We start from the raw sequence: 25,077 nt of genomic DNA on the forward strand, positions 1-25,077 counted from the left end.
GGGCTTTCAACCCTCGACGATGTCGAAGCCGGTGGTGATTTCTGCCGTCTTGCCCAGCATGATGCTGGCCGAGCAGTATTTCTCGTGGCTCATGGCAATGGCGCGCTCCACGGCGGCAGCCGGAATGCCGCGCCCTGTCACCGTGAATTGCATGTGGATCTTGGTGAACACCTTCGGATCGACATCGGCGCGTTCGGACGTGAGCTTGACGCTGCAGCCCCGCACGTCGTGACGGCCGCGCTTCAAGATCAGCACCACGTCGTACGCGGTGCACCCACCCGTGCCGGCCAGCAGGGCTTCCATGGGGCGGGGCGCCAGGTTCTGCCCGCCGTTGGCCGGGTTGGCTGCGTCGGGGGCGCCGTCCATGGCCAGAATGTGACCGCTGCCGGTCTCTGCGACAAACCCCATCCCTGATCGCGTTCCGCTGGCTCCGGTCCAGCTGACGGTGCATTCCATGTTGTTTTTTCCCAAAAGTTTGACCGGCGGTATGGCCTATCCGCTCGCCGGTCGGTAATTTTGCTGCATCGCAGCATGTGTTGCGCTACACTTCGGCCCATGCGCTGCTCGATTTGAACAGTGCGCTGATTGTCTCCTCCATCTCCTCAAAGGATGGATTCGGCCCTGGACCTCACGGTTCGGGGCCGTTTTTTTTGCCCGGCCGTAACGGCCGGCGTCCCCGGGCCAGCGCCTATGATGACGGCCCCGCTGCTTGCTGCAGCGGGTCTTTCACGACGCCCGCTTGCCTATGACACAGCCCCTCACGCCCCTCGACTACCTCAAGAAGATCCTCACGGCCCGCGTCTATGACGTGGCCATCGAGTCCGATCTGCAGCCGGCCCGCGCACTGAGCCGGCGGTTGGGCAATCAGGTGCTGCTCAAGCGCGAAGACCAGCAGCCCGTTTTCAGCTTCAAGCTGCGCGGCGCCTACAACAAGATGGCGCAGCTCACGCCCGAGCAGCTGGCGCGCGGGGTGATCTGCGCATCGGCGGGCAACCACGCCCAGGGCGTGGCCATCAGCTCGCGCAAGATGGGTGTGCGAGCCATCATCGTCATGCCGATCACCACCCCGCACATCAAGGTCGACGCGGTGAAGGAGCTCGGCGGCGAAGTCGTGCTGTACGGCGAAAGCTATTTCGACTCGTACAACCACGCGCTGCAGTTGCAGCAGGAACAAAACCTGACGTTCGTCCACCCGTTCGACGACCCGGACGTCATCGCGGGCCAGGGCACCATCGCCATGGAAATCCTGCGCCAGCTGCAAGGCCTGGGGTCGCAAAAGCTGGACGCTATCTTCGTGGCCATCGGCGGCGGCGGCCTGATCTCGGGCGTGGCCAACTACATCAAGGCCGTGCGGCCCGAGATCAAGATCATCGGTGTGCAAACCAACGATTCCGACGCGATGCTGCAGTCGGTGAAGGCCCAAAAGCGCGTCACCCTGACCGATGTGGGACTCTTTGCCGACGGCACCGCCGTCAAGCTGGTGGGCGAAGAAACCTTCCGAGTCGCCAGCGGCCTGGTGGACGAATTCATCACGGTGGACACCGACGCCGTCTGCGCAGCCATCAAGGACGTTTTTGTCGACACGCGCAGCATCGTCGAACCCTCTGGCGCAATGGCAGTGGCGGCCATCAAGCAGTACGTCGCCGAGCGCCAGACCACGGGCGAGACCTACGCCGCCATCCTGTGCGGCGCCAACATGAACTTCGACCGCCTGCGCTTCGTGGCCGAGCGCGCCGAGGTGGGCGAGGAGCGCGAGGCGCTGTTTGCCGTGACCATTCCCGAAGCGCGCGGCAGCTTCCGGCGCTTCTGCGAAGTGGTGGGCGCCCTGCCCGGCGGCCCGCGCAACGTGACCGAATTCATCTACCGCATCAGCGACGCGGACCAGGCACACGTGTTCGTGGGCCTCACCACGCTGGGCCGGGGCGAGTCCGAAAAGATCGCCAACACCTTCCAGCAACAGGGCTTCGAGGCGCTAGACCTGACGCACGACGAGCTGGCCAAGGAACACCTGCGCCACCTGGTCGGTGGCCACTCGGCGCTGGCGCAGGACGAGCGCCTGATGCGCTTCACCTTCCCCGAGCGGCCCGGTGCGCTGCTGAAGTTCCTCAGCCTGATGCAGCCGACCTGGAACATCAGCCTGTTCCATTACCGCAACCAAGGCGCAGACTACGGCCGCATCCTCGTGGGCATGCAGGTGCCGCCGGAAGACAAAACCGCGTTCGACGCCTTTCTGCAGGCGCTGGATTACCCCTGGGTCGAAGAAACGGCCAACCCGGCATACCGGCTGTTTCTTAAAGCAAAATAAGCCTCTAGCGCTTTATCCATAAGCGCTTTAGCTATTATTTTCATAGCAAACCAATGCTGACTCTGCGGCAAGCCTTGCGCCACTACCTGCTGGCCGTGCAGTTCTTCACACGGCTGCCGGTGACTGGCCGGCTGGCGGATTGGGTGGGCTACAGCCCAGCCATGCTGCGAGCCAGCGCGGCGCATTTTCCGGGCGTCGGCTGGCTGGTGGCGGGCGTGGCGGCGGCGGTCTATGCCCTGCTGCATGCAGCGCTGGGCGGACAGGCGCGTCCTTTATCGCCCCTCGTTCCGCTGGTGGCCGCCGTGGGCTGCACCATCGCCACGGTGCTGGCGACGGGTGGTTTTCATGAAGACGGCCTGGCCGACGTGGCCGACGGCCTGGGCGGCAGCCCGCAGCGCGAGCGGGCGCTGGAGATCATGAAGGATTCGCGCGTCGGCGCGTTCGGCGCCATGGCGCTGGCGCTGGTGCTGCTGGCCAAGGTGTCGCTGCTGGCGCTGATCGGCACGCACGGGCTGGCTGCGGCGCTGCTGTCGCTCTGGTCCGGCCATGTGCTGTCGCGTGGCTGGCCGCTGCTGCTGATTCGCCGGCTGGCGCATGTCGGCGACGCGGCCACATCCAAAAGCAAGCCGCTGGCCGACCGCATCAGCCTGCCGGCGCTGTGGGTGGCGGTTGCATGGTGTCTTCTGCCGCTAGCGCTTATGGGATGGGCGCTGGGCGCTATCACTTTGGCAGCATGCATTGCCGCCAGCGCCGTGGCCGCCGCCTGCATGGGCCGCTGGTTCGCGCGCCGGCTGCAGGGCTTTACCGGCGACTGCCTGGGTGCGACGCAGCAGGTGTGCGAGCTGGCGTTCTACCTGGGTGTGGCCATTGCCCTGGCGCCCCGCGGCGTGTGACGGCGATGCCGAAACTCTGGTTGGTGCGCCACGCCCAGCCGCTGATCGACCCGGGCATTTGCTACGGCCGCCACGACGTGCCGGCCGACGCCGCCGCCACGCGGCAGGCCGCCACCCGGCTGCACGCCGCGCTGCCCGCCCAGTTGGCGGGGTGCTGGCATTCACCACTACAAAGATGTGAGCAGCTAGCGCTTGATACACAAGCGCTACGGCCAGATTTGACCTTGAATTCTGACGACGCCCTGGCCGAGCTGGACTTTGGCCGCTGGGAAGCACGCGCGTGGGCCGACATCGCCCGCGCCGACATCGACGCCTGGACGGCGACCTTCGCCCACCATCCACCAGGCGGTGGCGAATCGCTGTCTGCCATGCTGCTGCGCGTGGCCGACGCCTTGGCGCAGGCACGACGCGCTGCGCAGTTGAACAACGCAGACGTGCTGTGGATCACCCACGCCGGCGTGGTGCGTTGCGTGCTGTGGCTGCAGCAGCACGGCGCCCGGCTGCCGCTGGCGGATGAATGGACGGCGCCCGCGCCCGCCTATGGCGAATGGATGACCGTGCCCTTGGCGTGCACGGACACTGAAGTTACTGGCTGAAGTTACTTTCTGAGCGGCATGTCCAGCGACAGGCTGGTCGCGCCATCGACCGACGGACCCAGCCGTGCCTGGCTGCGGCCCAGCGACTGCAGCACCAGGCCCGGCTCCAGCTCACCGCCGACCCGGTAAGGCTTGGCAGGCTTGCCGTCCATGGCGATCAGCGCCGCGCCGCCGCCGCTGGCGGTGCCGGCCAGCACGCCCACCAGGGCGAACCGGCTGGCCGCAGCGGGTGCGGCTGTCGGGCCGGACGGGCCTGCGCCCAGCAGGCGAGCCAGCGCCTGCGCATCGGGCGCCACCGGCTCCGGCGCAGCCGCCGCCACGGGCAATGCCGGCGCCTGCGCCGACAGCCGCAGGCCCCAATAGACGGTGCTGGCGCCCGCCAATGCCCAGAGCGCCATCGTGCCCAGCCGGACGCCCCAGGGGCTGAATGTGTTTGTCACCATCGCAGGATTATGATTGACCGGATATGTCCCATTCGACCCATTCGAGCTCCCACACGAGTCTGCCCACCGCCATGCACGCTCTTGCAGCACCTTCCCAGCCCCGCTCCACCCAAGGCATCGGGCAACGCATCCGCCGCCGCGTGGCTGCGGGCTTCACCCTCATCGAGCTGATGGTGGTGCTGGTCATCATCGGCGTGCTGGCCGCGCTGATCGTGCCCAACGTGCTGGACCGCGCCGACGACGCGCGCAGCACCGCCGCCCGCACCGACATCACCAACATCATGCAGGCGCTCAAGCTCTACCGCCTGGACAACCAGCGGTACCCCACGGCCGAACAGGGCCTGCAGGCGCTGATTGCCAAGCCCTCGGCCGGCCCTGCGCCGGGCAACTGGCGCCCGTACCTGGAAAAGCTGCCCAACGACCCCTGGGGCCGCCCGTATCAGTATCTCAGCCCCGGCATCAAGGCCGAGGTGGACGTGATGTCGTTCGGCGCGGACGGCCAGTCCGGCGGCGAGGGCAAGGACGCCGACATCGGCAGCTGGCAGTGACTTTGGTCTGGGGTTTTGCATAGCCGGCCCACGCCTTGATCTCTCGTACCCCCTCGCGCGGCTTCACCCTGCTGGAGCTGCTGGTGGTCATCTCCATCATCGCCCTGGCGACCGTCGGCGTGGGGTTTGCCATTCGTGACAGCGGCGATACGCAGTTGCAGCGCGAGGGCGAGCGGCTGGCGGCGCTGCTGGAATCGGCGCGCGTGCAGTCGCGCACGTCGGGCGTGGCGGTGCGCTGGCAGGCGGGGCCGCAGGGCTTTCGCTTCGATGGCCTGCCACCCGGCGCGCAATTGCCTACCCAATGGCTGGACGCCGCCACGGGCGTGGTCGGGCCGGCGGTGCTGTGGCTAGGGCCGGAGCCGCTGATCGGCGCGCAGCAGGTGGTGATCGTGAGCAGCGCCCACCCGCAGCGCGCAGTGCGCGTGGCCACCGACGGGCTGCGGCCTTTCGCGGCGCAGGGGCTGCAATGACACGCACGGGCTTGCCGCGTGGCTTCACGCTGATCGAGGTGATGGTGGCGCTGGCCATCGTCGCCATCGCGCTCATGGCGGGCCTGCAGGCGACTTCGGCCCTGACGCGCAACGCCGCGCGCCAGACCGACGTGCTGCTGGCCCATGTGTGCGCCGAAAACGAACTGGTGAAGGTGCGCCTGTCGGGCCAGATTCCCTCCATCGGCGATAGCCAGCTCAGCTGCGAGCAGGCCGGCCGGCGCTACGACGTGCTGGTGTCCGTGCTGCCGTTGCCCAACCCGCAGTTTCGCCGCGTGGATGCGCAGGTGTCCGAAGGCGGCAACTCCGTCCTTCGCGTCTCCACCATCGTGGGCAGGTACTGACGTGGTTCACCAAAAGCCGCGCGGCTTCACCCTGATCGAGTTGATGGTCGCCATCGCCGTGATGGCGCTGATCGCCATCATGAGCTGGCGCGGGCTGGACGGCATGGTGCGGTCGCAGGAGCAGACACGCCAGCGCACCGACGGCCTGCTGGTGATGGAAACCGTGCTGGCCCAGTGGAAGGCCGACCTGGACGCGCTGCAGGCCATCGAAGGCACCGAGCCCCTTGCCTGGGACGGCCAGGTGCTGCGCATGACGCGGCACGGCACGCGGCAGCCGGACGACGGCGCCCTGGTGGTGGCCTGGACGGTGCGGGCCGTGGGAGATTCGACGCAATGGCTGCGCTGGCAGTCCGGCCCCGTGCGCACGCGCGGCGACTGGGAAGACGCCTGGCAGCGCGCGGCATCGTGGTCGCGCACGCCGAGCGAGGCCGACCGCCGCGCCGAGACCGTGCTGATGCCGCTGCAGCAGTGGCAGCTGTTCTATTTCCGGGGCGGTGCCTGGTCGAACGCACAGTCCAGCAATGGCAACTCCTCCGTGCCACAGACGCCGGGCGGGCTTTCGCCCGAGGCGGCGAGCATTCCCGACGGCGTTCGGCTGCAGTTGCTGCTGCCCCAAGGCGGCGCGCTGGCGGGCCCGATGACCATCGACTGGGTGAATCCGCTGCAAGGCGGCAACAAGTCATGAGCGGCCTGCGTCTGTCTAAGTCAGCCGCCGCGCAGCGCGGGGCCGCCCTGCTGGCGGCCATGCTCACCGTCACGCTGGTGGCCACCTTCGCCTCTGCCGCCATGTGGCAGCAGTGGCGCGCGGTGGAGGTCGAAACGGCCGAGCGCGCGCGCATCCAGTCGGCCTGGATCTTGGTGGGCGCGCTGGACTGGTCGCGGTTGATCTTGCGCGAAGACTCGCTCGCACGCGGTGGCGACGGCACCGACAACCTGACCGAGCCTTGGTCGGTACCGCTGGAAGAAGCGCGCCTGTCGACCTTTCTGGCCGCGCAACGCGGCGTAAGCCAGGTGGAAGACGCCAGTACCGACACCGCCGACGCCTTCCTCTCGGGCCAGGTCACCGACCTGCAGTCGCGCCTGAACCTACGCAACCTGGCCAGCACCGGCCAGGTGAATCCGGTCGCGCTGCGCCAGTTCACGCGCCTTTTCGAGTACCTGGGCCTGCCGATGCAGGAATTGGCGCTGCTCAGCCAGGGCATGGCGCAAGCCCAGGTGCAGCGCAATACCAGCACGGGCAGCGGAAATACGGGCACGGGCACCAATGCTGGCGGCGCGACCGCCAATGTCAGCGCAAGCACCAACGCCAACGCGCCCTTGCTGCCGCAGACCGTCTCCCAGCTCACCTGGTGGGGCCTGTCGCCCGCCAGCGCGGCAGCACTGGCGCCTTACGCCACGCTGCTGCCGGTGCCCACCAAGGTCAATGTGAACACGGCCAGCGCCGTGGTGCTTTGGGCCAGTGTCGACCAGCTCGACATGTCCGATGCGCAGCGGCTGGTTCAGGCGCGCGAAGGCACCCACTTCAAGACCGAGAACGACGCGGCCAAGCTCATCGGCAGCAATGCCGAGCTGACCGCCGCCACGCATTCCGTGTCGTCCAGCTACTTTGAAGTGCGCGGCCGGCTGCGGCTGGGCACGGCGGTGGTGGAAGAACGCTCGCTGGTGCTCAAGCAGCGCGGCTCGGTTCGCACGCTGTGGCGCGAGCGCGGCAGTTTCGTGCGCGACAGTGCCGATGCGCTGCGCTGACAAAGTGCGCCACCACCCTCCAGCCCCGCAGCGCGACGATGTCATCGCACGCCTCTAGAATGGCCCGCCGAACCGATCCATGAGCACCCTCATCCTTACCCTGACCCCGGACACTCCGGGGCCCGCCGCCGAGTACAGCTACACGCTGACCGCCGACGGACACACCGCCATCCGCCACGCCAGTGCCTCTGCCGCCCTGCTGCCCGACCCGGGCCGCGCCGGCGAGACCGTGGCCGTGGTGCCGCCCTGCCTGCTGTCCTGGCACCGCGTGACGCTGCCGCAGGGCACCGGCGCGCAGGCGCCGCGCCTGCGTGCGGTGCTCGAAGGGCTGCTGGAAGAGCGCGTGCTTGACGACACGGTGCTACTGCACTTTGCCCTGGAGCCCGGCGCGCGCGCGGGCGAGCCTGCCTGGGTCGCCGTGTGCGACCGGGCCTGGCTGCGCGCCGCGTTGCAAACACTGGAGGCCGCCGGCCGGCCCGTGTCGCGCGTGGTGCCCGAATTCGCGCCCGGCCCCACGGCCAGTGGCGCGCCTGAATACTTCGCCGTCGGCACACCGGAAGACGCGCAACTGGTCGCCACCGGCCGCGGCGCCGATCAGGCCTTGGTGGTGCTGCCGCTCACGCCTGCATCGCTGGACTGGGTAGGCGCCAGTGCCGCCCCTGCCGACGACGCTCCTGCCGCTCTGCTGCGCGCTGAACCTGCCGTTGCCACTGTGGCCGAACGCCTGCTGGGCCGCCCGGTCGAGTTGCAGACCGCCAGCCAGCGCGCGCTGGCCGCGGCCCGCGGCAACTGGGACCTGGCCCAGTTCGACCTGGCCAGCAGCGGCCGCACCCGTGCGCTGCGCAAGGCCGGCAGCGCGGCCGGCTTGCTGGCCCGCGCGCCGCAGTGGCGCGCCGCACGCTGGGCCGTCGGCGTGTTGCTGGTCGCCCAGGTGGTGGGCCTGAATGTGTGGGCCTGGCAGGAACGCCGGGCACTGGCCGCCAAGGAAGCCGGCGTGCGCAGCGCACTCACGCAGACCTTTCCGCAGGTGCGCGCCATCGTCGATGCGCCGGTGCAGATGGAGCGCGAACTGGCGCTGCTGCGCCAGGCCGCCGGCAGCCTGTCGCCCGCCGACCTGGAGCCGCTGATGGCCGCCACCGGCGCTGCCTTGCCCGACGGCCAGCTGCCCTCGTCAATGGAATACACCGGCGGTGAACTGCGGCTGCGCGGGCTCGATTTAACCTCTGACGCCGTCGACGCGTTGAACCAACGCCTGATGGCGCGCGGCTATCTGGCCCGCGAACAGAACGGCATGCTGCAAGTGCGGCTGGAGACCCAGCGATGACCGCCGTTACGAGAAACGCTCCGGCTGATTCAAGCAGCAACGCAGCCGCCCTGGTGCCCGCGCTGCAGGCACGCTGGAGGGCGCTGGCACGGCGCGAGCAAACCCTGGTGCTGGCTGCGGCCGGCCTGGTCGCGGTGGCCCTGCTGTGGTGGGTGGCTCTGGCGCCCGCGCTGCAGACGCTGCGCGCCGCCCCTGCACGCCACGCCGCGCTGGACGCACAGCTGCAGCACATGCAGTCGCTGCAGGCCGAGGCACTGCAGTTGCAGAGCGCGCCGCGCGCCCGGGGTGGCGACGCCCTGCGCACGTTGCAGACCTCATTGACACAACAACTGGGTGCCAGCGCCCAGTTGACGACGGCCGGCGACCGCGCCACCGTCACGCTGAAAGCCGTGTCGGCCGATGCGCTGGCGCAATGGCTGACGCAGGTGCGCGCCACTGCCCGTGTCGTGCCGCTGGAAGCCAAGCTGACACGCAGCGCCGCACCGGTGGCCGCCAACGCCCGCCCGGCACCGGGTGCAGGCCTGCTGAGCGCCCCCGCTGCCAACGCAACCGCCACTCCCACCACGCCGCCCGCTGCCGCTGCCACGCCTTCGGGCCCGCCGCGCTGGGACGGCACGCTGGTGCTGGTATTGCCGCCCGCCTGACGCCCGCAGCGCCCGTCTTCTTCCTCCGTTTTTTCTTCATCTCTGCTTCTTCGTGGCCCGTCCTTCTTTGCGCACCCTTTCCTCCGCTGCCGCTCCGCGATCGCCCTGGGGCTGGGCCTTGCTGGGCCTGCTGCTGGGCGTTGTGCCGGCGGTTGCCCTGTTCGCGCCGGCCGAATGGCTGGCAGCCGGCGTGGCACGGGCCAGTGCGGGCCACGTGCTGCTGGCGCAGCCGCGCGGCACCGTGTGGAACGGCTCTGCCCAGCTGCTGCTGACCGGCGGCAGCGGCAGCCAGGACCGCGCCGCCCTGCCCGGGCGCCTGCAATGGCGGCTGCGCCCCGCCTGGGCCGGCGTGCGGGCCGAGCTGCGCGCCGACTGCTGCACGGCGGCCGAACCGCTGCGCATCGCCGCGCAGGCCGGCTGGGGCACGGTGCGCGTCGCCGTGGCCGATGGCCGCAGCCAGTGGCCCGCAGCGGTGCTGACCGGACTGGGCACGCCCTGGAACACCGTGCAGCCGCAAGGGCAGCTGCAGCTGTCCACCCAGGGGCTGACGCTGGCCTGGGCGGATGGGCGCCTGCAATTGGCTGGCGGCGTGCAGTTGGACGCGCTGGACATGTCGTCGCGCCTTTCCACACTGCGCCCCATGGGCAGCTACCGCCTGGCGCTGCAGGGCAGCGGCCCGGCGCCCACGCTCACGCTGACCACGTTGGGCGGCGCGCTGCTACTGCAAGGCAGCGGCCAGTGGGTGGGCAATCGGCTGCGCTTTACCGGCGAAGCCACCGCCGCGCCGGACCGCGAGGCCGCGCTGGCGAACCTTCTCAACATCATCGGGCGGCGCAACGGCGCGCGCTCCATCATCACCGTGGGTTGACCGTATGAATTCCTTGCCTCCTCAGCGCCTGCACTTTGCTATTAATTTTATAGCTGCTTGCGCTTTATTGGCGTGCGCCAGTGGCCAATTACATGCCCAAACAGCGGTCACCACCAGCACCGGCAGCGTGCGCGCGGGTGAGCCGGTGACGCTGAACTTCGCCGGAGCCGACATCGAAGCGGTGGCACGCACCATGGCCACCATCACCGGTCGCAACGTGGTGGTGGACCCACGCGTGAAGGGCCAGTTGAACCTAGTGACCGAGCGCGCCGTCACGCCCGCCGCCGCGTTCGACCAGTTCCTGGCGGCGCTGCGGCTGCAGGGCTTTACCGTGGTGGAGGCTGCGGGCCTATACAAGGTGGTGCCTGAGGCCGACGCCAAGCTGCAGGCCGGCTCGGTCAGCGTGACGCAGGGCTCGTCGGGCCGGGCGCCCTCGGGCGGGCAGATCGTCACGCAGATCTTCAAGCTGAACTTCGAGAACGCGGCCAACCTGGTGCCGGTGCTGCGCCCGCTGATCAGCCCCAACAACACCATCAACGTGAACCCCGGCAACAACTCGCTGGTGATCACCGACTACGCCGACAATTTGCAGCGCATCGCGCGCATCGTGGCAGCCATGGATGTCTCCAACGCCAGCGACGTGGAAATCATTCCGCTGCAAAACGCCGTGGCCAGCGAACTTGCGCCGCTGGTGTCGCGGCTGATCGAAGGCTCGGGCAGTGCGGCCCCCACCGCTGCCGTGGGCCAGGGCGCGCCCATTGCCGGGCAGTCGGACACGGGCTTTCGCACCACGCTGCTGCCCGAGCCACGCAGCAATTCGCTGATCGTGCGGGCGGCCAACCCGGCGCGCCTGGCGCTGGTGCGCACACTGGTCGCCAAGCTGGACCAGCCCGCCGCGCCGGGCAGCGGCGCCGCGAACGGCAACATCCACGTCGTCTACCTGAAGAACGCCGACGCCACCAAGCTGGCGGCCACGCTGCGTGCCGCACTGGCGGCCACGCAGGGCAACGGCGCATCGGGCGGGGGCGCTGCCAGCAGCGGCGGCGGCTCCACGGGCGGCGGAACGTCCGGCGGGCTGTCGCAGAGCGGCGGCGGCATGGGCGGTGGCTCGTTCGGCGGCGGTGCCGCGGGCGGCCTGGGCGGCGGTGGCAGCAGCAGCACAGGCGGCGGCCTGGGCAGCGCGGCCAGCAGCCTCAATTCAGCCAACAGCAACCAGCCTTCGACCGGCGGGCAGATCCAGGCCGACCCGACGACCAACTCGCTCATCATCTCGGCGCCCGAGCCGCAGTTTCGCCAGCTGCGCGCGGTCATCGACCAGCTCGACGGACGGCGCGCCCAGGTGCTGGTGGAAAGCCTGATCGTCGAAGTCTCTGCCAACAAGGTGGCCGAATTCGGCATTCAGTGGCAGGGCGTGATGGGCAACTACGGCAACGGCACGGTCGGTGTGCTGGGCACGAACTCGAGTGCCTCCAGCGCCAACGGCGGCGCCAACATCCTCAGCCTGGCGCTGGCTGCGGCCAGCGGCAACGCCACCACCATCGCGGGTGCCGCCGCAGGGCTGGGCAACGGTTTGAACGTCGCCATCGCCCCGCGCATCAACGGCAATTACTACCTGGGCGCGCTGGCCAACTTTCTGGAAAACACGGGCGATGCCAACGTGCTGTCCACCCCCAACCTGATGACGCTGGACAACGAGGAAGCCCAGATCATCATCGGCAACAACGTGCCCTTCCCGACCGGTTCGTACGCCAACACCACCGGCAGCAGCACGGTGAACCCGTTCACCACGGTGGAGCGCAAGGACGTGGGCCTGATGCTGCGCGTGCGCCCGCAGATCAACGAGAACGGCACCGTCAAGCTCACGCTGTACCAGGAGGTGTCGCAGGTGGACGCCTCCACGCTCAATTCCGTCAACGGCCCCACCACCAGCAAGCGCTCGATCGAATCCACCGTATTGGTGGGTGACGGCAGCGTGATCGTGCTGGGCGGCCTGCTGGAAGACCGCTACGCCATGGGCCAGGACAAGGTTCCCGTGATGGGCGACCTGCCGGTGGTGGGCGCCCTATTTCGCAACGAAAACCGCTCGCGCCGCAAGACCAACCTGATGGTGTTCCTGCGCCCCGTGGTCATTCGCGACGGCGCCACCAGCGACGCGCTGGTGATGGACCGGTACGAAGCCATTCGCGCGCTGCAGCAGGTCACGCAACCGGCGCCCAGCAGCGTGATGCGCAGCGTGTCCGACGCGCCGGTGCTGCCGCCGCTGCCGGCCCAGCCCATTGCTACGCAACCCGGCGCGCCCGCCGTGCCGCGCGCGCCCACGCCGCCGCCGCTGATCGCGCCGCTGCAGCCCATACCGCTGATCGCCCCACCAGCCCCGGCGCCCGCGTACACGCCGGGCAACCCGTCGCCCTACAGCCCGCAATAAGCCCTGCCCGCCCCATGCGCCACCCCCTGCCCTACGCGTTCGCGCGCTCCGCGCAATTGCTGCTGGAAGACGACGGCCAGAGCCTGGTGCTCTGGCACGGCCTGGCGCCCGATGCGGGCGCACTGTCGGAAGTGCTGCGCAAGCACTCCGCCGTGCGGCAGCTGATGCCGCTGGACGCGCCCGCGCTGGCCCAGCGCATCAGCGCCGCCTATTCGCAGAACGAATCGAGCGCGGCCATGGTGGTGAGCGAAGTCGAGTCCGACGCCGACCTCTCGCGCATGATGCAGGAGCTTCCCGCCGTCGAAGACTTGCTGGAATCGGCGGGCGACGCGCCCATCATCCGCATGCTGAACGCGCTGCTGACGCAGGCCGCGCGCGACGGGGCCAGCGACATCCACATCGAGCCGTACGAGCGCCATTCGAGCGTGCGTTTTCGCGTGGACGGCACGCTGCGCGAAGTGGTTCAGCCCAACCGCGCTCTGCATGCAGCGCTGATCTCCCGCCTGAAGATCATGGCGGACCTGGACATCTCTGAAAAACGCCTGCCGCAGGACGGCCGCATCAGCCTGCGGCTGGGCACGCGCGCCATCGACGTGCGCGTGTCCACCCTGCCCAGCGCCCATGGCGAGCGCGCCGTGCTGCGCCTGCTGGACAAGACCCAGACCAAGCTCACGCTGGAATCGGTGGGCATGCAGGGCGACACGCTCTCCCGATTCGAGAACCTCATCACCCAGCCGCACGGCATCATTTTGGTGACCGGGCCCACGGGCTCGGGCAAGTCGACCACGCTCTACGCCGCGCTGCAGCGCATGGACGCGACGCAGGGCAACATCATGACGGTGGAAGACCCCATCGAATACGAGCTGGCCGGCGTGGGCCAGACGCAGGTGAACGCCCGCATCGACCTGACCTTCGCCAAGGCCCTGCGCGCCATCCTGCGCCAGGACCCTGACGTGATCATGATCGGCGAGATCCGAGACTTCGAGACCGCGCAGATCGCCATCCAGGCCTCGCTCACCGGCCACCTGGTGCTGGCCACGCTGCACACCAACGACGCCGCCAGCGCCATCACCCGCCTGACCGACATGGGCGTGGAGCCGTTTCTCTTGTCCAGCTCGCTGCTGGGCGTGCTGGCCCAGCGGCTGGTGCGCAAGCTCGACGCGGGCGACCCCAGCGGCTACAAAGGCCGCACCGGCGTGTTCGAGCTGCTGGTGGTAGATGACGCCATCCGCGAGAAGGTGCACAACCAGTCGGCTGAAGCCGACATTCGCACCGCCGCGCTGGCGCGCGGAATGCGCTTGATGCGCGAGGACGGCGAACGGCTGGTGCAAGCCGGCATCACCAGCCCCGAAGAGGTGCTGCGCGTGACGCGGGACTGAACACCCACCCTCAGGCGCGCAGGCTTTCAGTCCACCGCCGCCTGTAGCTCATTGACCAGCGAGGCAACGCTGCCCACGCCCAGCCGGCGGTAGATGGCCTGGATGTGATTGCGCACCGTGGCAGGCGCGCGGTCCAGCTGACGTGCGATTTCCTTGTGGCTCAATCCCTTGGCCAGCAGCCACGCCACCTGCCATTCGCGCGGCGTCAGATGGTCTGCCGCGCAGCTGGGGCGGGCATTCACGAACAGCAGTTCGCGCTCCACGTGGCAGCGGGCCACCAGCGTGCGCCCGGCAAAGCGGGAGTTGCCGGAGGCGAAACGCTGCATCAGCGGCTGCGGCAGGCGGCCGTCCGGAACGGCGCTCCACTCCCCGCGCAGCAGCGCGTCGAACGACGGCGTGGCGTGATAGACCATGCCCCGCAGATCCGCCACCGCCTGCGCGCGGCGGGTGGCCGTGGGCGCGCTGTGGGTTGCATGGGTGTCGTTGGTGGCCAGCGCTTCCATGTGCCGCACGCGGTTGTAGCCCATGGCCTGTTGCAGGTGCGGCGCGACGGCTGCCAGCAGGCTGCGCTCGCTCTCGGTGCAATGGGCATCCGCGCGGGTACGGAACAAGGTGACCCACTGCACCAAGCCGTTGGCCGGATTCATGGCCGAGCTGATGAAGAAGTGACGCTGGCCGAACCGCTCGCCATAGGCCTTGATGGCTTTCTGGTGCGGTGCGCCGAACTGCATGGCGGCATCGAAAGCCATCGTGGCGCGGGGCTGCAATGCCACCTCGGCCGCCGCCGTATCGAGGTGTTTGATGGCCTCGTAACCCGCCAACATCTCGATCGGCTGCCGGTCCAAGTGCAGCGTATGGATGTCGATGCCTGTGGCGCCGTAGGTGGCCGAGCCCCACATCGACGAATCGAACGGCAGCACGCGGCGCACGGCGTCCAGCGACGCGTCCTGAAACGTCTGCAGTGGCTGCTCATGGGACAGCCGGTACACATGCAGCAGCAAATCACCGAAGTCGTCGAAGCCTGTCGTGTGCGGCATGTCCTGTTCCCCCCCGTTGTTGTGCGCGCCAAGATGCACTGGCGCATGGGCGGCGTACATGGTGCATTTGCATCATGTTGTTTCGGAACGTATCACCCTATCGTCCGCGTGTCACTCATTGGAAAGACCGCCATGCCCCAATCCACCGCCCCTCATTTCTCCTTCGGCCCTTCTCTGTCGCCCATGCATAAAGGTTTGCTGGCCGCCGGCTTGCTGAGCCTGCTGGCTGCCTGCGGCGGTGGCGGCGGCGGTGATGACGCTCCGGCACCCACCACGCCAGCGGCACCCGCACCGGCACCGGCGCCAGCTCCAGCACCGACGCCAACACCGACGCCCCCACCACCGCCTGCCCCCATCACCTTGAGTGGCGCCGTCTTCATTGACCAGGCCATTCGCGGTGCCCAGGTCTGTGTGGACCTGAATGCCAACCAGGCCTGCGACGCTACCGAACCTGCCAGCGCAGCCACTGGCGCCGACGGCGGCTACACCGTGACGTACCAGCCGGCCGACGACACGGCAGCGAATGCCTTCAAGGCAGCCGCCGTGCTGGCGGTGGTGGGCACCGCAGCGGTGGATGCGGCCGATACGGCTGCCAATGCGAGGGCGACCACGCGTGAAATCGTGCTGTCCGCACCTGCCAGCAAGACCGCGCAGATCTCGCCACTGACCACGCTGGTGCAAAAAGCCGTAGCCCAGGGCCTGCTGCTGGCCGATGCAGAGGCCGCTGTGGCGCAGCAGCTGGATGTCCCCGTCGCCAAGCTCTACGACTACCAGGGCGACGCACTCTCTTCCGCCGCCGTGCTGCCGGACACCGCACGCACCGCCGCCAAGCTGACGGCTTATGCGCTGGAACTCGGCGGTACCACCAGCACCGCCGCGGTGAATGCTGCGGCCACACCGTCGACCGCCCTCGGCTCGCTGAACTACACCGACGCGCAGAATTACACCTATGCCGTGCGCGAGTCCGACGGCGTGGTGGCTGCCAACGGCTACGCACAGCAGTTCGAACGCCGCGCGGGCGTGGCTGCCGGCACGGCGCTCACCGCTGGCCAGCTCTACCCGGCACCCGCTTCGCTGCAACTCACCGACAGCGGCTGGAACCGCTGTGATGGAACACCGCCGCGCCTGAACACGCGCGGCTCGCCTTCGCGCACCAAGTTCTGCGACGGCGCCAGCCGCTTCTACAGCGTGGCCTTGGGCGATCAGGATCTGTCGGGCCGCACGATGGCCGACGTGGTGGCGCAGATGCAGACCGGCGACGCTCGCCTCAACGCCGAAGGCATCACGCGCAGCCCCGTCATCACGATGGCGTCAACTACGGCACTGGGCACCGCCACCTTCCCGGCGGGCTCCGTGCTGCGCAGCAGCGTGACCGCCCAGCTCAGTTGGCCGATCCGGATCAACAACACCGCGACGGACGCAACCGCAGCACCCAGCCTGACGGCACTCATCAACGCGCGTCCGGCCACCGCGGTCAACCTCTCAACCGCAGCCGGCACGGTGCCGCTGGGCTTGGTAGACGCCACGCACACACTGCGCGTCGCCTTTATCAACCCCAGCACGGCGCAGCTGTACCGCTGCGAAGCCACCGCGCCCAATTACACCGATTCAGCCAACTGCACGGCCCTGGCGCAAAGTGCGTTCACCATCGACACCATGGGGGGCGTCAAGGTGCTGAGAATCGCCAACTTCCCTTCGACCACGCTCGACAACGTGCGTGGTTTCGCGGAATACAACGGTGTCGTGTACCAATCGCGGCAACAGCGGCCTGCCATCGACGAGGGGCAGGTGGTCAGCTACGTCCAGCGCCTGAATGGCACGGCCTGGGCGGCACTGAAGACGCAGCTGGCTCTGCAGTAAGAGCGGAGGCCAGCCCAGCGCTGATTTACTATTATTTTTATAGCTGTCAGCGCTTATCCATCAAGCGCTAGCGGCCGTTTTCATTAAGAAAACGGCCGCAGCTGCTTTCAGCGCCGGCGCACCAGGCCCCGGCGCAATTCCTTCAGCAGCAGCACCACCTGCGTGGAGGCGTGCCGGCAGCTCTTGAACGCCTGTTCCGCCTGGCGCACATCGCCGGCGGCAAGCAGGGTCAGCATCTCCGCCGCCTGCGTATGGAAGAAGCGGTTGCGCCGCATCAGCATGTCGAACGCAGGCAGGTGGCCCAGAGTGCGTTGGCCGCCGCCGTGCAGCCATTGGCCCAGCTCGGAGCAGTCGTCACGGCAGATCACCTCGGGTTGCAGCTGCGCGTCGGGCACGCCGTGCAGCGCCTGCTCCAGCCAGGGCACCCAGCGCTCGTGGCTGGCAATGGCCTGGTCGATGTCGAATTCGGTCAGCAGCTGAGCCGCGTCGGTGCCTGAAAGCACCAGCGCGCTGGCCTCGCTCGTAGGCAACGATGTCCAGTCTTCCGATGCCGGACGGCCGTCGGCACGGAGCGGAAAAAGGCGGCTGAAAAATCCCATGGGTGGCTTGGTGCGGGTGAACGGTGACGGGGGCTGAAGCCGATGGCAGCCCTCCCGGCGCATCGATTGGCCCGATTATCTTCATGTTTCCCATAAATTCACACTATCGTGATCTGCGCAATGTAAACAATGGGCAGCCACGTCGCGTTATTCCCGACGTCAGCACGGAAATGGCTCGGCGCCCACAATGGGCCGCATGAACTCCACGAAGCAAAAACCCGCCCTGTCCATGCTCGACCTGGTGGCCGTGCGCGAAGGCGGAACGGTCGCCGAGGCCATCGCCCTCGCCGTGCGCACCGCCCGGCATGTGGAAGGCCTGGGCTTTCAGCGTTACTGGATGGCCGAGCACCACAACATGCCCGGCATTGCCAGTTCTGCCACCGCCGTGCTGGTCGGGCACGTGGCGGGCGCCACCCGCAGCATCCGCGTGGGCTCGGGCGGCATCATGCTGCCCAACCATGCGCCGCTGGTGGTGGCCGAAGCCTTCGGCACGCTGGCCGAGCTGTACCCCGGCCGCATCGACTTAGGGCTGGGCCGCGCGCCCGGCACCGACGGACCCACCATGCGCGCGCTGCGCCGCGACCGCGTGGAAACGGAAGCCGACTTTCCGCGCGACGTGGCCGAGCTGCAGCGCCTGTTCGCGCCCGCCCAGCCAGGCCAGCGCATCACCGCCGTGCCAGGCGCGGGCACCGAGGTGCCGATCTGGCTGCTGGGCTCCAGCCTCTTTTCCGCCCAGCTGGCGGCCGAAAAAGGCCTGCCTTACGCCTTCGCTTCGCACTTCGCGCCGCGCCTGCTGCATGCGGCCATCGATCTGTACCGGCGCCTGTTCCAGCCCTCGGCCAAGTTGCAGCGCCCTTACGTAGCCATCGGCGTGCCGGTGATCGCCGCGCCCACCGACGAGGAAGCCGAGTACTTGGCCAGCAGCACCTATCAGCGGGTACTGGGCATTCTGACCGGCCAGCGCGGCCTGCTGCGGCCCCCGGTGCAGGGCTATACCGAGTCGCTGCAGCCGCAGGAACGCGCGGCCATCGGCGACTTTCTGGCCGCCGGTGTGGTGGGCGGGCCCGACACCGTACGCGAGGGCTTTGCCGACTTGTACCGAGCGACGGAGGCGGATGAATTCATGCTGGTCAGCGACGTGTTCGACGGCGACCTGCGCCTGCGCTCGCTGGACATCGCCGCTGCGGCCAACGTCGGCGCAGGTGTGCCGACGGCTGAAACCATCTAGCAAGCGCAGGCAGCGCCACGGTCACACCGCTGCACCCTGCAGCGGCTACCATCGTGGGCTGCCCGCCACCCGGCGCGGCGCCTTTTCCCTTCATCTTCCCGCCGCCCGCATGCCCGCCTTTTCCTTCGAAGCGATCGACGCCCAGGGCCAGTCCCGCAAGGGCACCATCGAAGCCGATTCGCCCAAGGCCGCCCGCAGCCTGCTGCGCGCGCAGGCCCTGGTGCCGCTGGGCGTGGAGCCGCTGGCTTCTGCCCAGTTGCAGGACGGTGGCCCGCCCGGCATGGGCGAGCGGCTGTTCACGCGGCCGGTGTTCAATGCCGCCGGCCTGGCGATCTGGACGCGCCAGCTGTCGGGCCTGGTCGCGTCAGGGCTGCCGCTGGAGCGAGCGCTCACCGCCCTGGCAGACGAAGCCGAAGGCGACCGCCAGCGCTACTTGGTGGCCGCGCTGCGGGCCGAAGTCAACGCTGGCTCCACCTTCGCGCGCGCGCTGGCCGGCCATCCGCGCGAGTTTTCCGATATCTACGCCGCCGTGGTCGGGGCGGGTGAATCCAGCGGCAGCCTGGGCCTGGTGCTCGAACGGCTGGCCGACGACCTGGAAGAGCGCCAGACCCTGCGCGCCAAGCTCATCGGCGCGGCGCTTTACCCGGCCATCGTCACCGTGGTGGCCATCGTCATCGTGCTGTTTCTGGTGGGCTACGTGGTGCCGCAGGTCGCCAGCGTGTTCGCCGGCACCAAACGCGCGCTGCCGTTTTTGACCGTGGCGATGCTGGCCATCAGCGATGCCGTGCGGCACTACGGCTGGGCCATGCTGGGCACTCTCGTTTTGATAGCTATCAGCGCCCGCTATGCCTTGGCTCAGCCCGTATTTCGGCAAAAGTTCGACGGCTGGTGGCTGACGCTGCCCGTGGTCGGCCGGCTGGCGCGAGGCTACAACGCGGCGCGCTTTACCGGCACGCTGGCGATGCTGGCCGGCGCGGGCGTGCCCATCTTGAAAGCGCTGCAGGCCGCCGCCGAAACGCTGAACAACCGCGCCCTGCGCGCCGACGCGCTGGATGCGCTGGTGCTGGTGCGCGAAGGCGCGCCGCTGGCCTCTGCACTGGCGCAGAAAAAGCGTTTTCCCGGTCTGGTGGCCATGTTCGCGCGGCTGGGCGAGCAGACCGGCCAGCTGCCGGTGATGCTGCAGCGCGCAGCCATCCAGCTGTCGGCCGAGGTGCAGCGCCGCTCCATGCAACTGGCGACCATTCTGGAGCCGCTGCTGATCGTGGCCATGGGCCTGATCGTCATGCTCATCGTGCTGGCCGTGCTCATGCCGATCATCCAGCTCAACCAGTTCGTGAAGTAGCAGGCCCCATGTCCGTGAACCTGAACGACAAGCTCGTCGTCGCCATCTCGTCCCGCGCGCTCTTCGACTTCGAGGAAGAAAACACCATCTTCGACCCGAAGAATCCGCTGCCCTACATGCAGCTGCAGCAAGAGCGCCTGCACGTGCCGGCCAAGCCGGGCGTGGCCTTTCCGCTGGTGCGCAAGCTGCTTGCGTTCAACACCGCGCAGGCCCGGCGGGTGGAGGTGGTCATCCTCTCGCGCAACGACCCGGTCAGCGCGCTGCGCATCTTCCATTCGGCACAAGACGCCGGCCTGCCGCTGGAGCGCGGCGTGTTCACCCAGGGGCGCGATCCATTCAAGTACCTGCGGCCGCTGGGTGCGCACCTGTTCCTGTCGGCCAACGAAGAAGACGTGAGCGAGGCGCTGGCGCTGGGCTTTCCGGCGGCGCGGGTGCTGACGCAGTCCGTAGCGGCCGGGGAGAACTATCCGGACGAGCTGCGCATCGCTTTCGATGGCGACGCCGTACTGTTCTCTGACGAGGCAGAGCGCGTGTACCAGTCCGAAGGGCTGGCCGCTTTTCAGACGCACGAGATCACCAACGCCGCGCTGCCCTTGTCGGGCGGGCCGTTCAAGCCGCTGCTGGCCGCGCTGCACCAGTTGCAGCAGCAGGCCGACGTGTCGGGCATGCGTCTGCGCACCGCGCTGGTCACGGCACGCAGCGCGCCCGCGCACGAACGCGCCATCAACACGCTGATGAAATGGAATCTGGCCGTGGACGAGGCGATGTTCCTGGGCGGGCTGGAAAAAGGCCCGTTCCTGCGCGAGTTCGAGCCCGACTTCTTCTTCGACGACCAGACCGGCCATGTGGACTCGGCCGCGCGTCACGTGCCTGCGGGCCATGTGCGATCGGGCATCTCCAATCCCGCACGCGGGGAACCCGTGGTGCCGACAGAAGTCCCACGGTGATGCGCTTGTCACTGAAAACGATCGTTTTTCCACTCTTCCGCCCCGGCTTGGCGCTTTGCCTGGGCGCCTGGCTGGTCCTGCCTGCTGCCGCAGCCACGGCGGCTGCATCTGCGAATCCGGCGCCCGCATCCGCTGCGGCGGCCAGTGCGCCCATGAGCAAGGGCGAGATCAAGGCGATCCGCGAATTCCACATGCTGGACTTCAACGGCGACGGCAAATTGAGCCGCAAGGAAGTGGCCATCGTGCCGCGCCTGTCTGCCGCCTTTGACGATGCAGACACCAACCACGACGGCTTCGTGACCCTGGACGAAGTGCGTGCCTACGCCGTCAAGTACCGTGCAGAGCGGGACCGGGCCAAGGCAAAAGCGGCTTCTGCTGGCGCTGCACCTGCAGCGGCTGAACCCAAACCCGCCAAGCCCTGACGCACTTATGGATCAAATCGACCTCTAGCGCTTATTCAGCAAGCGCCAATAGCTATGCTTTTAGTAGCAAAAACACCCGCTGGCTCAGAGCCCACTGGTGCGCTTGACCTTCGGATCGGCATAGGTCAGCTGCACGTTCTCTTTTTGCTGCTCCTGCTGGGCCTGCCGCTCCTGCTGGGCGGTTTTGTTGATCTCCTGCGCCATGTCGACGGCGCTGCCGCTCGCGCGCCACATCGACTGAATGAATTCCAGCAGCATCTTGGAGATGGGCTCCTTTGGCGGCTCCTCGGGCTCCTTGACGGTTTCCTGCTTCTTCGTCTCGGTCCAGTCGCGGTTGGGAGTCTCGGGCGCGGAAGACGGCTTGTCGGGCTCGCGCACCGTGGCGCCCTTGCCCAGCCGATCCATTGACTCCACCGGAGCAGGCGCACTGCTGCCGCTCGCGCGCGCTGCCGGAATGGCAGTCGCCGCGCCAGTGGGGTACAGATCAGCACCCTGCGGGCGCCAACTGGGCGAACGGTCAAGAGATGGAATCGACATGGCAGGCTCCTCGAAATAGCAGCATCGACAAGGCGCAATCACCCCCCTGTCGTACTCTATAACGACAAACAAGAGGGTAAATTGAGCCCTTTTCTGCCTTTAACCCTAAAACCAAGGGTTTACACCTAGTCGAGCTGCTGACCGAGCGAGCGGTCGAGTCGAACCGAAGCCTCTTCCAGCAAGCGTTGGCTGCTATAAAAAACGTTCCAACAGCCGGCGGGACTGGCGGTCCAGCGCCGTCACGTCGGGCACCCGAAACTGCACGCCGTCGCTGGCGGCGATCAGCAGCGAAGTGCGCTCGCCCAGCCGGCGAATGTCATCTTCGGCCTTGAGCACCAGCCGCGCTTCGCCCCTGTCGGTCTGCACCGTCCAGGTGCTGGGCGTGGAAAAGCTGGACACGGCCGTGATGCTTTCAATGACCGGCACGAATTCACGCGCGGCCAGTTCCTCGTCGATCAGGCTGCGCTGGGTTGGCGGCAAGGCGTTCAGCCGGTCAATCCAGACCCGCTCATGCCCATCCAGTCCGACCAGCGATACGCCTTCATCGGGCGCGGCGATCGGAAAGGCCCGCACAGGCACGACACCAGCATGCTCGGAGCCGTCTGCCAGGCGCAGCACCAGCCGGCCGTGGGCATTGCGCAGCAGCGTGAAGGACGGCGCGGCACCGGAAAGGGAAGTTTCTGCATTCGTCATGGAGGCTTTCGATTCCTTAGGCTGGACTCAGGACTGACCCGCTGGGTGCGACGGGTGCAGCAACCCGCTTTCGACGATCACCACGCCAGCCGCCTGGGCGTCTTCTTCGGCACGGCGCGCCTGGGCTTCGTACAGGCGCCAGTAAGCGCCCTCCTTTTCCATCAATGCGTCGTGCGGGCCGACTTCGACCACCTCGCCACGGTCCATCACCACCAGCCGGTCGGCCTTGCGCAGCGTGGACAGGCGGTGGGCGATGGCGATGGTCGTGCGGCCTTGCACCAGGTTGTCCAGCGCCTTCTGAATTTCCTTTTCCGTCTCGGTATCCACGGCAGAAGTCGCTTCGTCCAAGATCAGGATGCGGGGGTCGATCAGCAGCGCGCGGGCGATGCTGATGCGCTGGCGTTCGCCGCCCGACAGGCCCTGGCCGCGTTCGCCCACCAGCGAGTCGTAGCCGTGCGGCAGGCGCAGGATGAATTCATGCGCGTGGGCGGCGCGTGCGGCGGCGATGATCTCGGCGCGCGAGGCATTGGGCTTGCCGTAGGCGATGTTCTCGGCGATGGTGCCGAAAAAAAGGAACGGCTCCTGAAGCACCAGTCCGATGTGCCTACGGTAGTCGGTCACGCGCAGGCGGCGCAGATCCACGCCATCCACTTGAATGGAGCCTTCGCTGACGTCGTAGAACCGGCTGATCAGGTTGACCAGCGTGCTCTTGCCCGAGCCGCTGTGGCCCACCAGGCCGATCATCTCGCCGGGGCGGATGTCCAGGTTCAGCCCCTTGATGACCGAGCGGCTGCCGTAGCGAAAGCCCACGTTGCGCAGGGTGAGCGCGCCTTGCACCTTGTCCAGCCGGGCGGGCTGCACCGGGTCGGGTACGTTGCTGACGTGGTCCAGGATGTCGAAGATGCGCTTGGCGCCCGCCGCCGCCTTCTGCGTGACGGACACGATGCGGCTCATCGAATCGAGCCGGGTGTAGAAGCGCCCGATGTAGGCGATAAACGCGGTCAGGACACCCACGGTGATCTGGTTGTGCGCCACCAGCCAGATGCCGAAGGCCCACACCACCAGCAGGCCGATTTCGGTCATCAGCGACACGGTGGGCGTGAACAGCGACCAGGTTTTGTTGAGCCGGTCGTTGACCTCCAGGTTGTGCTGGTTGGCGTCGCGAAAGCGCTGGGCCTCGCGCTTTTCCTGGGCGAAGGCCTTGACCACGCGAATGCCCGGAATGGTGTCGGCCAGCACGTTGGTTACCTCGGACCAGACCCGGTCGATTTTCTCGAAGCCGGTACGCAGCCGGTCGCGCACGTTGTGGATCAGCCAGGCGATGAAGGGCAGCGGTACCAGCGTGACCAGCGCCAGCCAGGGATTGATGCTGAACAAGATGGCGGCGGTCATTACGATCATCAGCACGTCGTTGACGAAGTCGAGCGCATGCAGCGACAGAAAGACGTTGATGCGGTCGGTTTCCGAGCCGATGCGGGCCATCAGATCGCCCGTGCGCTTGCCGCCGAAGTAATCGAGCGACAGCTTGAGCAGGTGTTCGTAGGTGCTGGTGCGCAGGTCGGCGCCGATGCGCTCGGACACCAGCGCCAGCGTGTAGGTGCGCGCCCAGCCCAGCCCCCAGGCCAGCAGCGCGGCAGCCAGAAGCCCGCCCAGGTACATGGCCACCAGCGTGACCGGAATGGCCTGGCCGTTCTGGTACGGAATGAGGATGTCGTCGATGAGCGGAATGGTCATGTACGGCGGCACCAGCGTGGCCGCCGTGGATGCCACCGTGAGCGCAAACCCCGTCGCCAATTGCTTGCGGTACGGGCGCGCAAAGCGCCACAGGCGCAGCAGCACCCAGGTGGACGTCTGCGGGCCCTGCACGCGGGCGCAGGCGGGGCATTCCTCGGTATCGGGCGGCAGCGGGGCGCCGCAGTCCTGGCACAGCGTTTCCTGGTCTTCCTCGGCTGCGGCCGGGGCGCCCACGGGCAGCGAGACGCGGGCCAGTTGCCGATCAAATGCCTGCACCAAGCGCAGCGCACCGGCATGCGCGCCCAGGGTGAAGCGCCAAAGGGCCAGGCGGCTGGTGGCGTCGTGCAGCTCCAGCGTGCCCACGCCGGCATGGTCAATCAGGCGCAGTGCCATACCAGATTCGAGCGGCCATTCGTGCACGGCGCCCTGCGCGTTGCGCGCCAGCAGACGGGCGCTGGTCAGTGCCAGCACGCCGGGCGCAAAACGCAGCTCGGGGCTCAGGTCAACCTGCAGCTCGGCCAGCACGTTTTCTGAAGGTGCGAGCCTGGCTCGCAGTTCGGCCCCCGCGGGGCCCGTCAAGACACCCGAGGCGTCCACAGGATGGTGATGTTGCTGCATTGTGTTTGGTTCTGGCGCTCCCGCCGGCGCGGCATCTGTGCCATGGGACTTCGGTTG

25 protein-coding genes are annotated in these 25,077 nt (G+C 68.0%); 18 read left to right on the top strand and 7 right to left on the bottom strand.

The window, feature by feature from the left end; genetic code table 11:
• Positions 1 to 6: 6 nt before the first annotated feature.
• Entirely contained in the window at positions 7 to 456 is a 450-nt protein-coding gene (locus tag RQI28_RS06775) for an OsmC family protein (RefSeq protein WP_311221847.1), read from the bottom strand.
• Between the two features lie 289 nt (positions 457 to 745).
• Here RQI28_RS06775 and ilvA point away from each other — a divergent pair, with 289 nt between their 5' ends.
• Genes ilvA through RQI28_RS06790 form a run of 3 tightly spaced genes read left to right on the top strand, consistent with a single transcriptional unit; the run spans position 746 to position 3,794 of the window.
• A complete protein-coding gene (gene ilvA, locus RQI28_RS06780; protein WP_311221848.1) occupies positions 746 to 2,305 on the top strand; it encodes a threonine ammonia-lyase, biosynthetic in 1,560 nt (519 codons plus the stop codon).
• Between the two features lie 53 nt (positions 2,306 to 2,358).
• Positions 2,359 to 3,198: an adenosylcobinamide-GDP ribazoletransferase gene (locus RQI28_RS06785; protein WP_311221849.1), complete on the top strand. Its 840-nt coding sequence runs from the start codon at positions 2,359 to 2,361 to the stop codon at positions 3,196 to 3,198.
• Between the two features lie 5 nt (positions 3,199 to 3,203).
• The gene (locus RQI28_RS06790; RefSeq protein ID WP_311221850.1) at positions 3,204 to 3,794 is read left to right on the top strand and encodes a histidine phosphatase family protein; all 591 of its coding nucleotides are present in this window, start codon (positions 3,204 to 3,206) and stop codon (positions 3,792 to 3,794) included.
• Positions 3,795 to 3,796: 2 nt separating this feature from the next.
• Here the strand turns inward: RQI28_RS06790 and RQI28_RS06795 are convergent, their stop codons facing one another.
• A complete protein-coding gene (locus RQI28_RS06795) occupies positions 3,797 to 4,237 on the bottom strand; it encodes a type II secretion system protein N (protein ID WP_311221851.1) in 441 nt (146 codons plus the stop codon).
• 71 nt (positions 4,238 to 4,308) lie between these two features.
• Here RQI28_RS06795 and gspG point away from each other — a divergent pair, with 71 nt between their 5' ends.
• The 10 genes from gspG (at position 4,309) to RQI28_RS06845 (ending at position 14,003) form a co-directional block, all read left to right on the top strand.
• Entirely contained in the window at positions 4,309 to 4,785 is a 477-nt protein-coding gene (gene gspG, locus RQI28_RS06800) for a type II secretion system major pseudopilin GspG (protein WP_311221852.1), read from the top strand.
• Between the two features lie 35 nt (positions 4,786 to 4,820).
• The gene (locus RQI28_RS06805) at positions 4,821 to 5,255 is read left to right on the top strand and encodes a prepilin-type N-terminal cleavage/methylation domain-containing protein (RefSeq protein WP_311221853.1); all 435 of its coding nucleotides are present in this window, start codon (positions 4,821 to 4,823) and stop codon (positions 5,253 to 5,255) included.
• Positions 5,252 to 5,617: a type II secretion system minor pseudopilin GspI gene (gene gspI / locus RQI28_RS06810; protein WP_311221854.1), complete on the top strand. Its 366-nt coding sequence runs from the start codon at positions 5,252 to 5,254 to the stop codon at positions 5,615 to 5,617. Before RQI28_RS06805 ends, gspI begins: the two co-directional genes overlap by 4 nt.
• Position 5,618: 1 nt before the next feature.
• Entirely contained in the window at positions 5,619 to 6,302 is a 684-nt protein-coding gene (locus tag RQI28_RS06815; protein ID WP_311221855.1) for a prepilin-type N-terminal cleavage/methylation domain-containing protein, read from the top strand.
• Between the two features lie 59 nt (positions 6,303 to 6,361).
• Positions 6,362 to 7,363: a type II secretion system minor pseudopilin GspK gene (gspK, locus tag RQI28_RS06820; RefSeq protein WP_404976879.1), complete on the top strand. Its 1,002-nt coding sequence runs from the start codon at positions 6,362 to 6,364 to the stop codon at positions 7,361 to 7,363.
• Between the two features lie 79 nt (positions 7,364 to 7,442).
• Positions 7,443 to 8,687 carry a type II secretion system protein GspL gene (gene gspL / locus RQI28_RS06825; RefSeq protein ID WP_311221857.1) on the top strand — a complete coding sequence of 415 codons (1,245 nt, stop codon included), beginning with the start codon at positions 7,443 to 7,445 and terminating at the stop codon, positions 8,685 to 8,687.
• On the top strand, positions 8,684 to 9,331 hold the full coding sequence (gene gspM / locus RQI28_RS06830) for a type II secretion system protein GspM (RefSeq protein WP_311221858.1): 648 nt from the start codon (positions 8,684 to 8,686) through the stop codon (positions 9,329 to 9,331). The genes gspL and gspM overlap by 4 nt, the downstream gene beginning before the upstream one ends.
• A gap of 52 nt (positions 9,332 to 9,383) precedes the next feature.
• Positions 9,384 to 10,199 (top strand): type II secretion system protein N, encoded by an 816-nt coding sequence (gspN, locus tag RQI28_RS06835; RefSeq protein ID WP_311221859.1) that lies wholly within the window; start codon positions 9,384 to 9,386, stop codon positions 10,197 to 10,199.
• Between the two features lie 4 nt (positions 10,200 to 10,203).
• Positions 10,204 to 12,624, top strand: coding sequence for a type II secretion system secretin GspD (gene gspD / locus RQI28_RS06840; RefSeq protein ID WP_311221860.1), 2,421 nt, complete (start codon positions 10,204 to 10,206; stop codon positions 12,622 to 12,624).
• A gap of 14 nt (positions 12,625 to 12,638) precedes the next feature.
• On the top strand, positions 12,639 to 14,003 hold the full coding sequence (locus tag RQI28_RS06845) for an ATPase, T2SS/T4P/T4SS family (RefSeq protein ID WP_311221861.1): 1,365 nt from the start codon (positions 12,639 to 12,641) through the stop codon (positions 14,001 to 14,003).
• Positions 14,004 to 14,029: 26 nt separating this feature from the next.
• Here the strand turns inward: RQI28_RS06845 and RQI28_RS06850 are convergent, their stop codons facing one another.
• Positions 14,030 to 15,040, bottom strand: coding sequence for a LuxR C-terminal-related transcriptional regulator (locus RQI28_RS06850; protein WP_311221862.1), 1,011 nt, complete (start codon positions 15,038 to 15,040; stop codon positions 14,030 to 14,032).
• A gap of 132 nt (positions 15,041 to 15,172) precedes the next feature.
• Here RQI28_RS06850 and RQI28_RS06855 point away from each other — a divergent pair, with 132 nt between their 5' ends.
• Entirely contained in the window at positions 15,173 to 16,900 is a 1,728-nt protein-coding gene (locus RQI28_RS06855) for a hypothetical protein (RefSeq protein ID WP_311221863.1), read from the top strand.
• Between the two features lie 107 nt (positions 16,901 to 17,007).
• Here RQI28_RS06855 and RQI28_RS06860 read toward each other — a convergent pair whose 3' ends face one another.
• Positions 17,008 to 17,499, bottom strand: coding sequence for a CZB domain-containing protein (locus RQI28_RS06860; RefSeq protein ID WP_311221864.1), 492 nt, complete (start codon positions 17,497 to 17,499; stop codon positions 17,008 to 17,010).
• A 196-nt stretch (positions 17,500 to 17,695) separates the two neighbouring features.
• On the opposite strand from RQI28_RS06860, the gene RQI28_RS06865 reads away from it, so the two are divergent.
• The 4 genes from RQI28_RS06865 to RQI28_RS06880 all read left to right on the top strand — a co-directional run bounded on the left by RQI28_RS06865 (position 17,696) and on the right by RQI28_RS06880 (position 21,438).
• Positions 17,696 to 18,727 carry an LLM class flavin-dependent oxidoreductase gene (locus tag RQI28_RS06865; protein WP_311221865.1) on the top strand — a complete coding sequence of 344 codons (1,032 nt, stop codon included), beginning with the start codon at positions 17,696 to 17,698 and terminating at the stop codon, positions 18,725 to 18,727.
• Between the two features lie 109 nt (positions 18,728 to 18,836).
• Positions 18,837 to 20,069, top strand: a complete 1,233-nt coding sequence (gspF, locus tag RQI28_RS06870; protein ID WP_311221866.1) for a type II secretion system inner membrane protein GspF — start codon at positions 18,837 to 18,839, stop codon at positions 20,067 to 20,069.
• Between the two features lie 8 nt (positions 20,070 to 20,077).
• Entirely contained in the window at positions 20,078 to 21,016 is a 939-nt protein-coding gene (locus RQI28_RS06875) for a 5'-nucleotidase (RefSeq protein ID WP_311221867.1), read from the top strand.
• Complete coding sequence (locus RQI28_RS06880) at positions 21,016 to 21,438, top strand: EF-hand domain-containing protein (protein WP_404976878.1); 423 nt, start codon at positions 21,016 to 21,018, stop codon at positions 21,436 to 21,438. The genes RQI28_RS06875 and RQI28_RS06880 overlap by 1 nt, the downstream gene beginning before the upstream one ends.
• Positions 21,439 to 21,522: 84 nt before the next feature.
• On the opposite strand, the gene RQI28_RS06885 is transcribed toward RQI28_RS06880, so the two are convergent.
• From RQI28_RS06885 to RQI28_RS06895, 3 genes are all read right to left on the bottom strand, one after another.
• On the bottom strand, positions 21,523 to 21,975 hold the full coding sequence (locus tag RQI28_RS06885) for a hypothetical protein (protein WP_311221868.1): 453 nt from the start codon (positions 21,973 to 21,975) through the stop codon (positions 21,523 to 21,525).
• 192 nt (positions 21,976 to 22,167) lie between these two features.
• A complete protein-coding gene (locus tag RQI28_RS06890; RefSeq protein ID WP_311221869.1) occupies positions 22,168 to 22,668 on the bottom strand; it encodes a DUF1854 domain-containing protein in 501 nt (166 codons plus the stop codon).
• Between the two features lie 27 nt (positions 22,669 to 22,695).
• A complete protein-coding gene (locus tag RQI28_RS06895) occupies positions 22,696 to 25,020 on the bottom strand; it encodes an ABC transporter ATP-binding protein (protein ID WP_311221870.1) in 2,325 nt (774 codons plus the stop codon).
• Positions 25,021 to 25,077 lie beyond the last annotated feature (57 nt).

The sequence above is a fragment of the Acidovorax sp. WCS2018Noco2-16 genome (genome assembly GCF_031843945.1).
Lineage (GTDB): Bacteria > Pseudomonadota > Gammaproteobacteria > Burkholderiales > Burkholderiaceae_C > Paracidovorax.

Coding starts and splice junctions, on each gene's coding strand:
- RQI28_RS06775 (WP_311221847.1), bottom strand. CDS start 456: ATGGAATGCACCGTCAGCTGGACCGGAGCCAGCGGAACGCGATCAGGG.
- ilvA (WP_311221848.1), top strand. CDS start 746: ATGACACAGCCCCTCACGCCCCTCGACTACCTCAAGAAGATCCTCACG.
- RQI28_RS06785 (WP_311221849.1), top strand. CDS start 2,359: ATGCTGACTCTGCGGCAAGCCTTGCGCCACTACCTGCTGGCCGTGCAG.
- RQI28_RS06790 (WP_311221850.1), top strand. CDS start 3,204: ATGCCGAAACTCTGGTTGGTGCGCCACGCCCAGCCGCTGATCGACCCG.
- RQI28_RS06795 (WP_311221851.1), bottom strand. CDS start 4,237: ATGGTGACAAACACATTCAGCCCCTGGGGCGTCCGGCTGGGCACGATG.
- gspG (WP_311221852.1), top strand. CDS start 4,309: ATGCACGCTCTTGCAGCACCTTCCCAGCCCCGCTCCACCCAAGGCATC.
- gspI (WP_311221854.1), top strand. CDS start 5,252: ATGACACGCACGGGCTTGCCGCGTGGCTTCACGCTGATCGAGGTGATG.
- gspK (WP_404976879.1), top strand. CDS start 6,362: ATGCTCACCGTCACGCTGGTGGCCACCTTCGCCTCTGCCGCCATGTGG.
- gspL (WP_311221857.1), top strand. CDS start 7,443: ATGAGCACCCTCATCCTTACCCTGACCCCGGACACTCCGGGGCCCGCC.
- gspM (WP_311221858.1), top strand. CDS start 8,684: ATGACCGCCGTTACGAGAAACGCTCCGGCTGATTCAAGCAGCAACGCA.
- gspD (WP_311221860.1), top strand. CDS start 10,204: ATGAATTCCTTGCCTCCTCAGCGCCTGCACTTTGCTATTAATTTTATA.
- RQI28_RS06845 (WP_311221861.1), top strand. CDS start 12,639: ATGCGCCACCCCCTGCCCTACGCGTTCGCGCGCTCCGCGCAATTGCTG.
- RQI28_RS06850 (WP_311221862.1), bottom strand. CDS start 15,040: ATGCCGCACACGACAGGCTTCGACGACTTCGGTGATTTGCTGCTGCAT.
- RQI28_RS06855 (WP_311221863.1), top strand. CDS start 15,173: ATGCCCCAATCCACCGCCCCTCATTTCTCCTTCGGCCCTTCTCTGTCG.
- RQI28_RS06860 (WP_311221864.1), bottom strand. CDS start 17,499: ATGGGATTTTTCAGCCGCCTTTTTCCGCTCCGTGCCGACGGCCGTCCG.
- RQI28_RS06865 (WP_311221865.1), top strand. CDS start 17,696: ATGAACTCCACGAAGCAAAAACCCGCCCTGTCCATGCTCGACCTGGTG.
- gspF (WP_311221866.1), top strand. CDS start 18,837: ATGCCCGCCTTTTCCTTCGAAGCGATCGACGCCCAGGGCCAGTCCCGC.
- RQI28_RS06875 (WP_311221867.1), top strand. CDS start 20,078: ATGTCCGTGAACCTGAACGACAAGCTCGTCGTCGCCATCTCGTCCCGC.
- RQI28_RS06880 (WP_404976878.1), top strand. CDS start 21,016: ATGCGCTTGTCACTGAAAACGATCGTTTTTCCACTCTTCCGCCCCGGC.
- RQI28_RS06885 (WP_311221868.1), bottom strand. CDS start 21,975: ATGTCGATTCCATCTCTTGACCGTTCGCCCAGTTGGCGCCCGCAGGGT.
- RQI28_RS06890 (WP_311221869.1), bottom strand. CDS start 22,668: ATGACGAATGCAGAAACTTCCCTTTCCGGTGCCGCGCCGTCCTTCACG.
- RQI28_RS06895 (WP_311221870.1), bottom strand. CDS start 25,020: ATGCAGCAACATCACCATCCTGTGGACGCCTCGGGTGTCTTGACGGGC.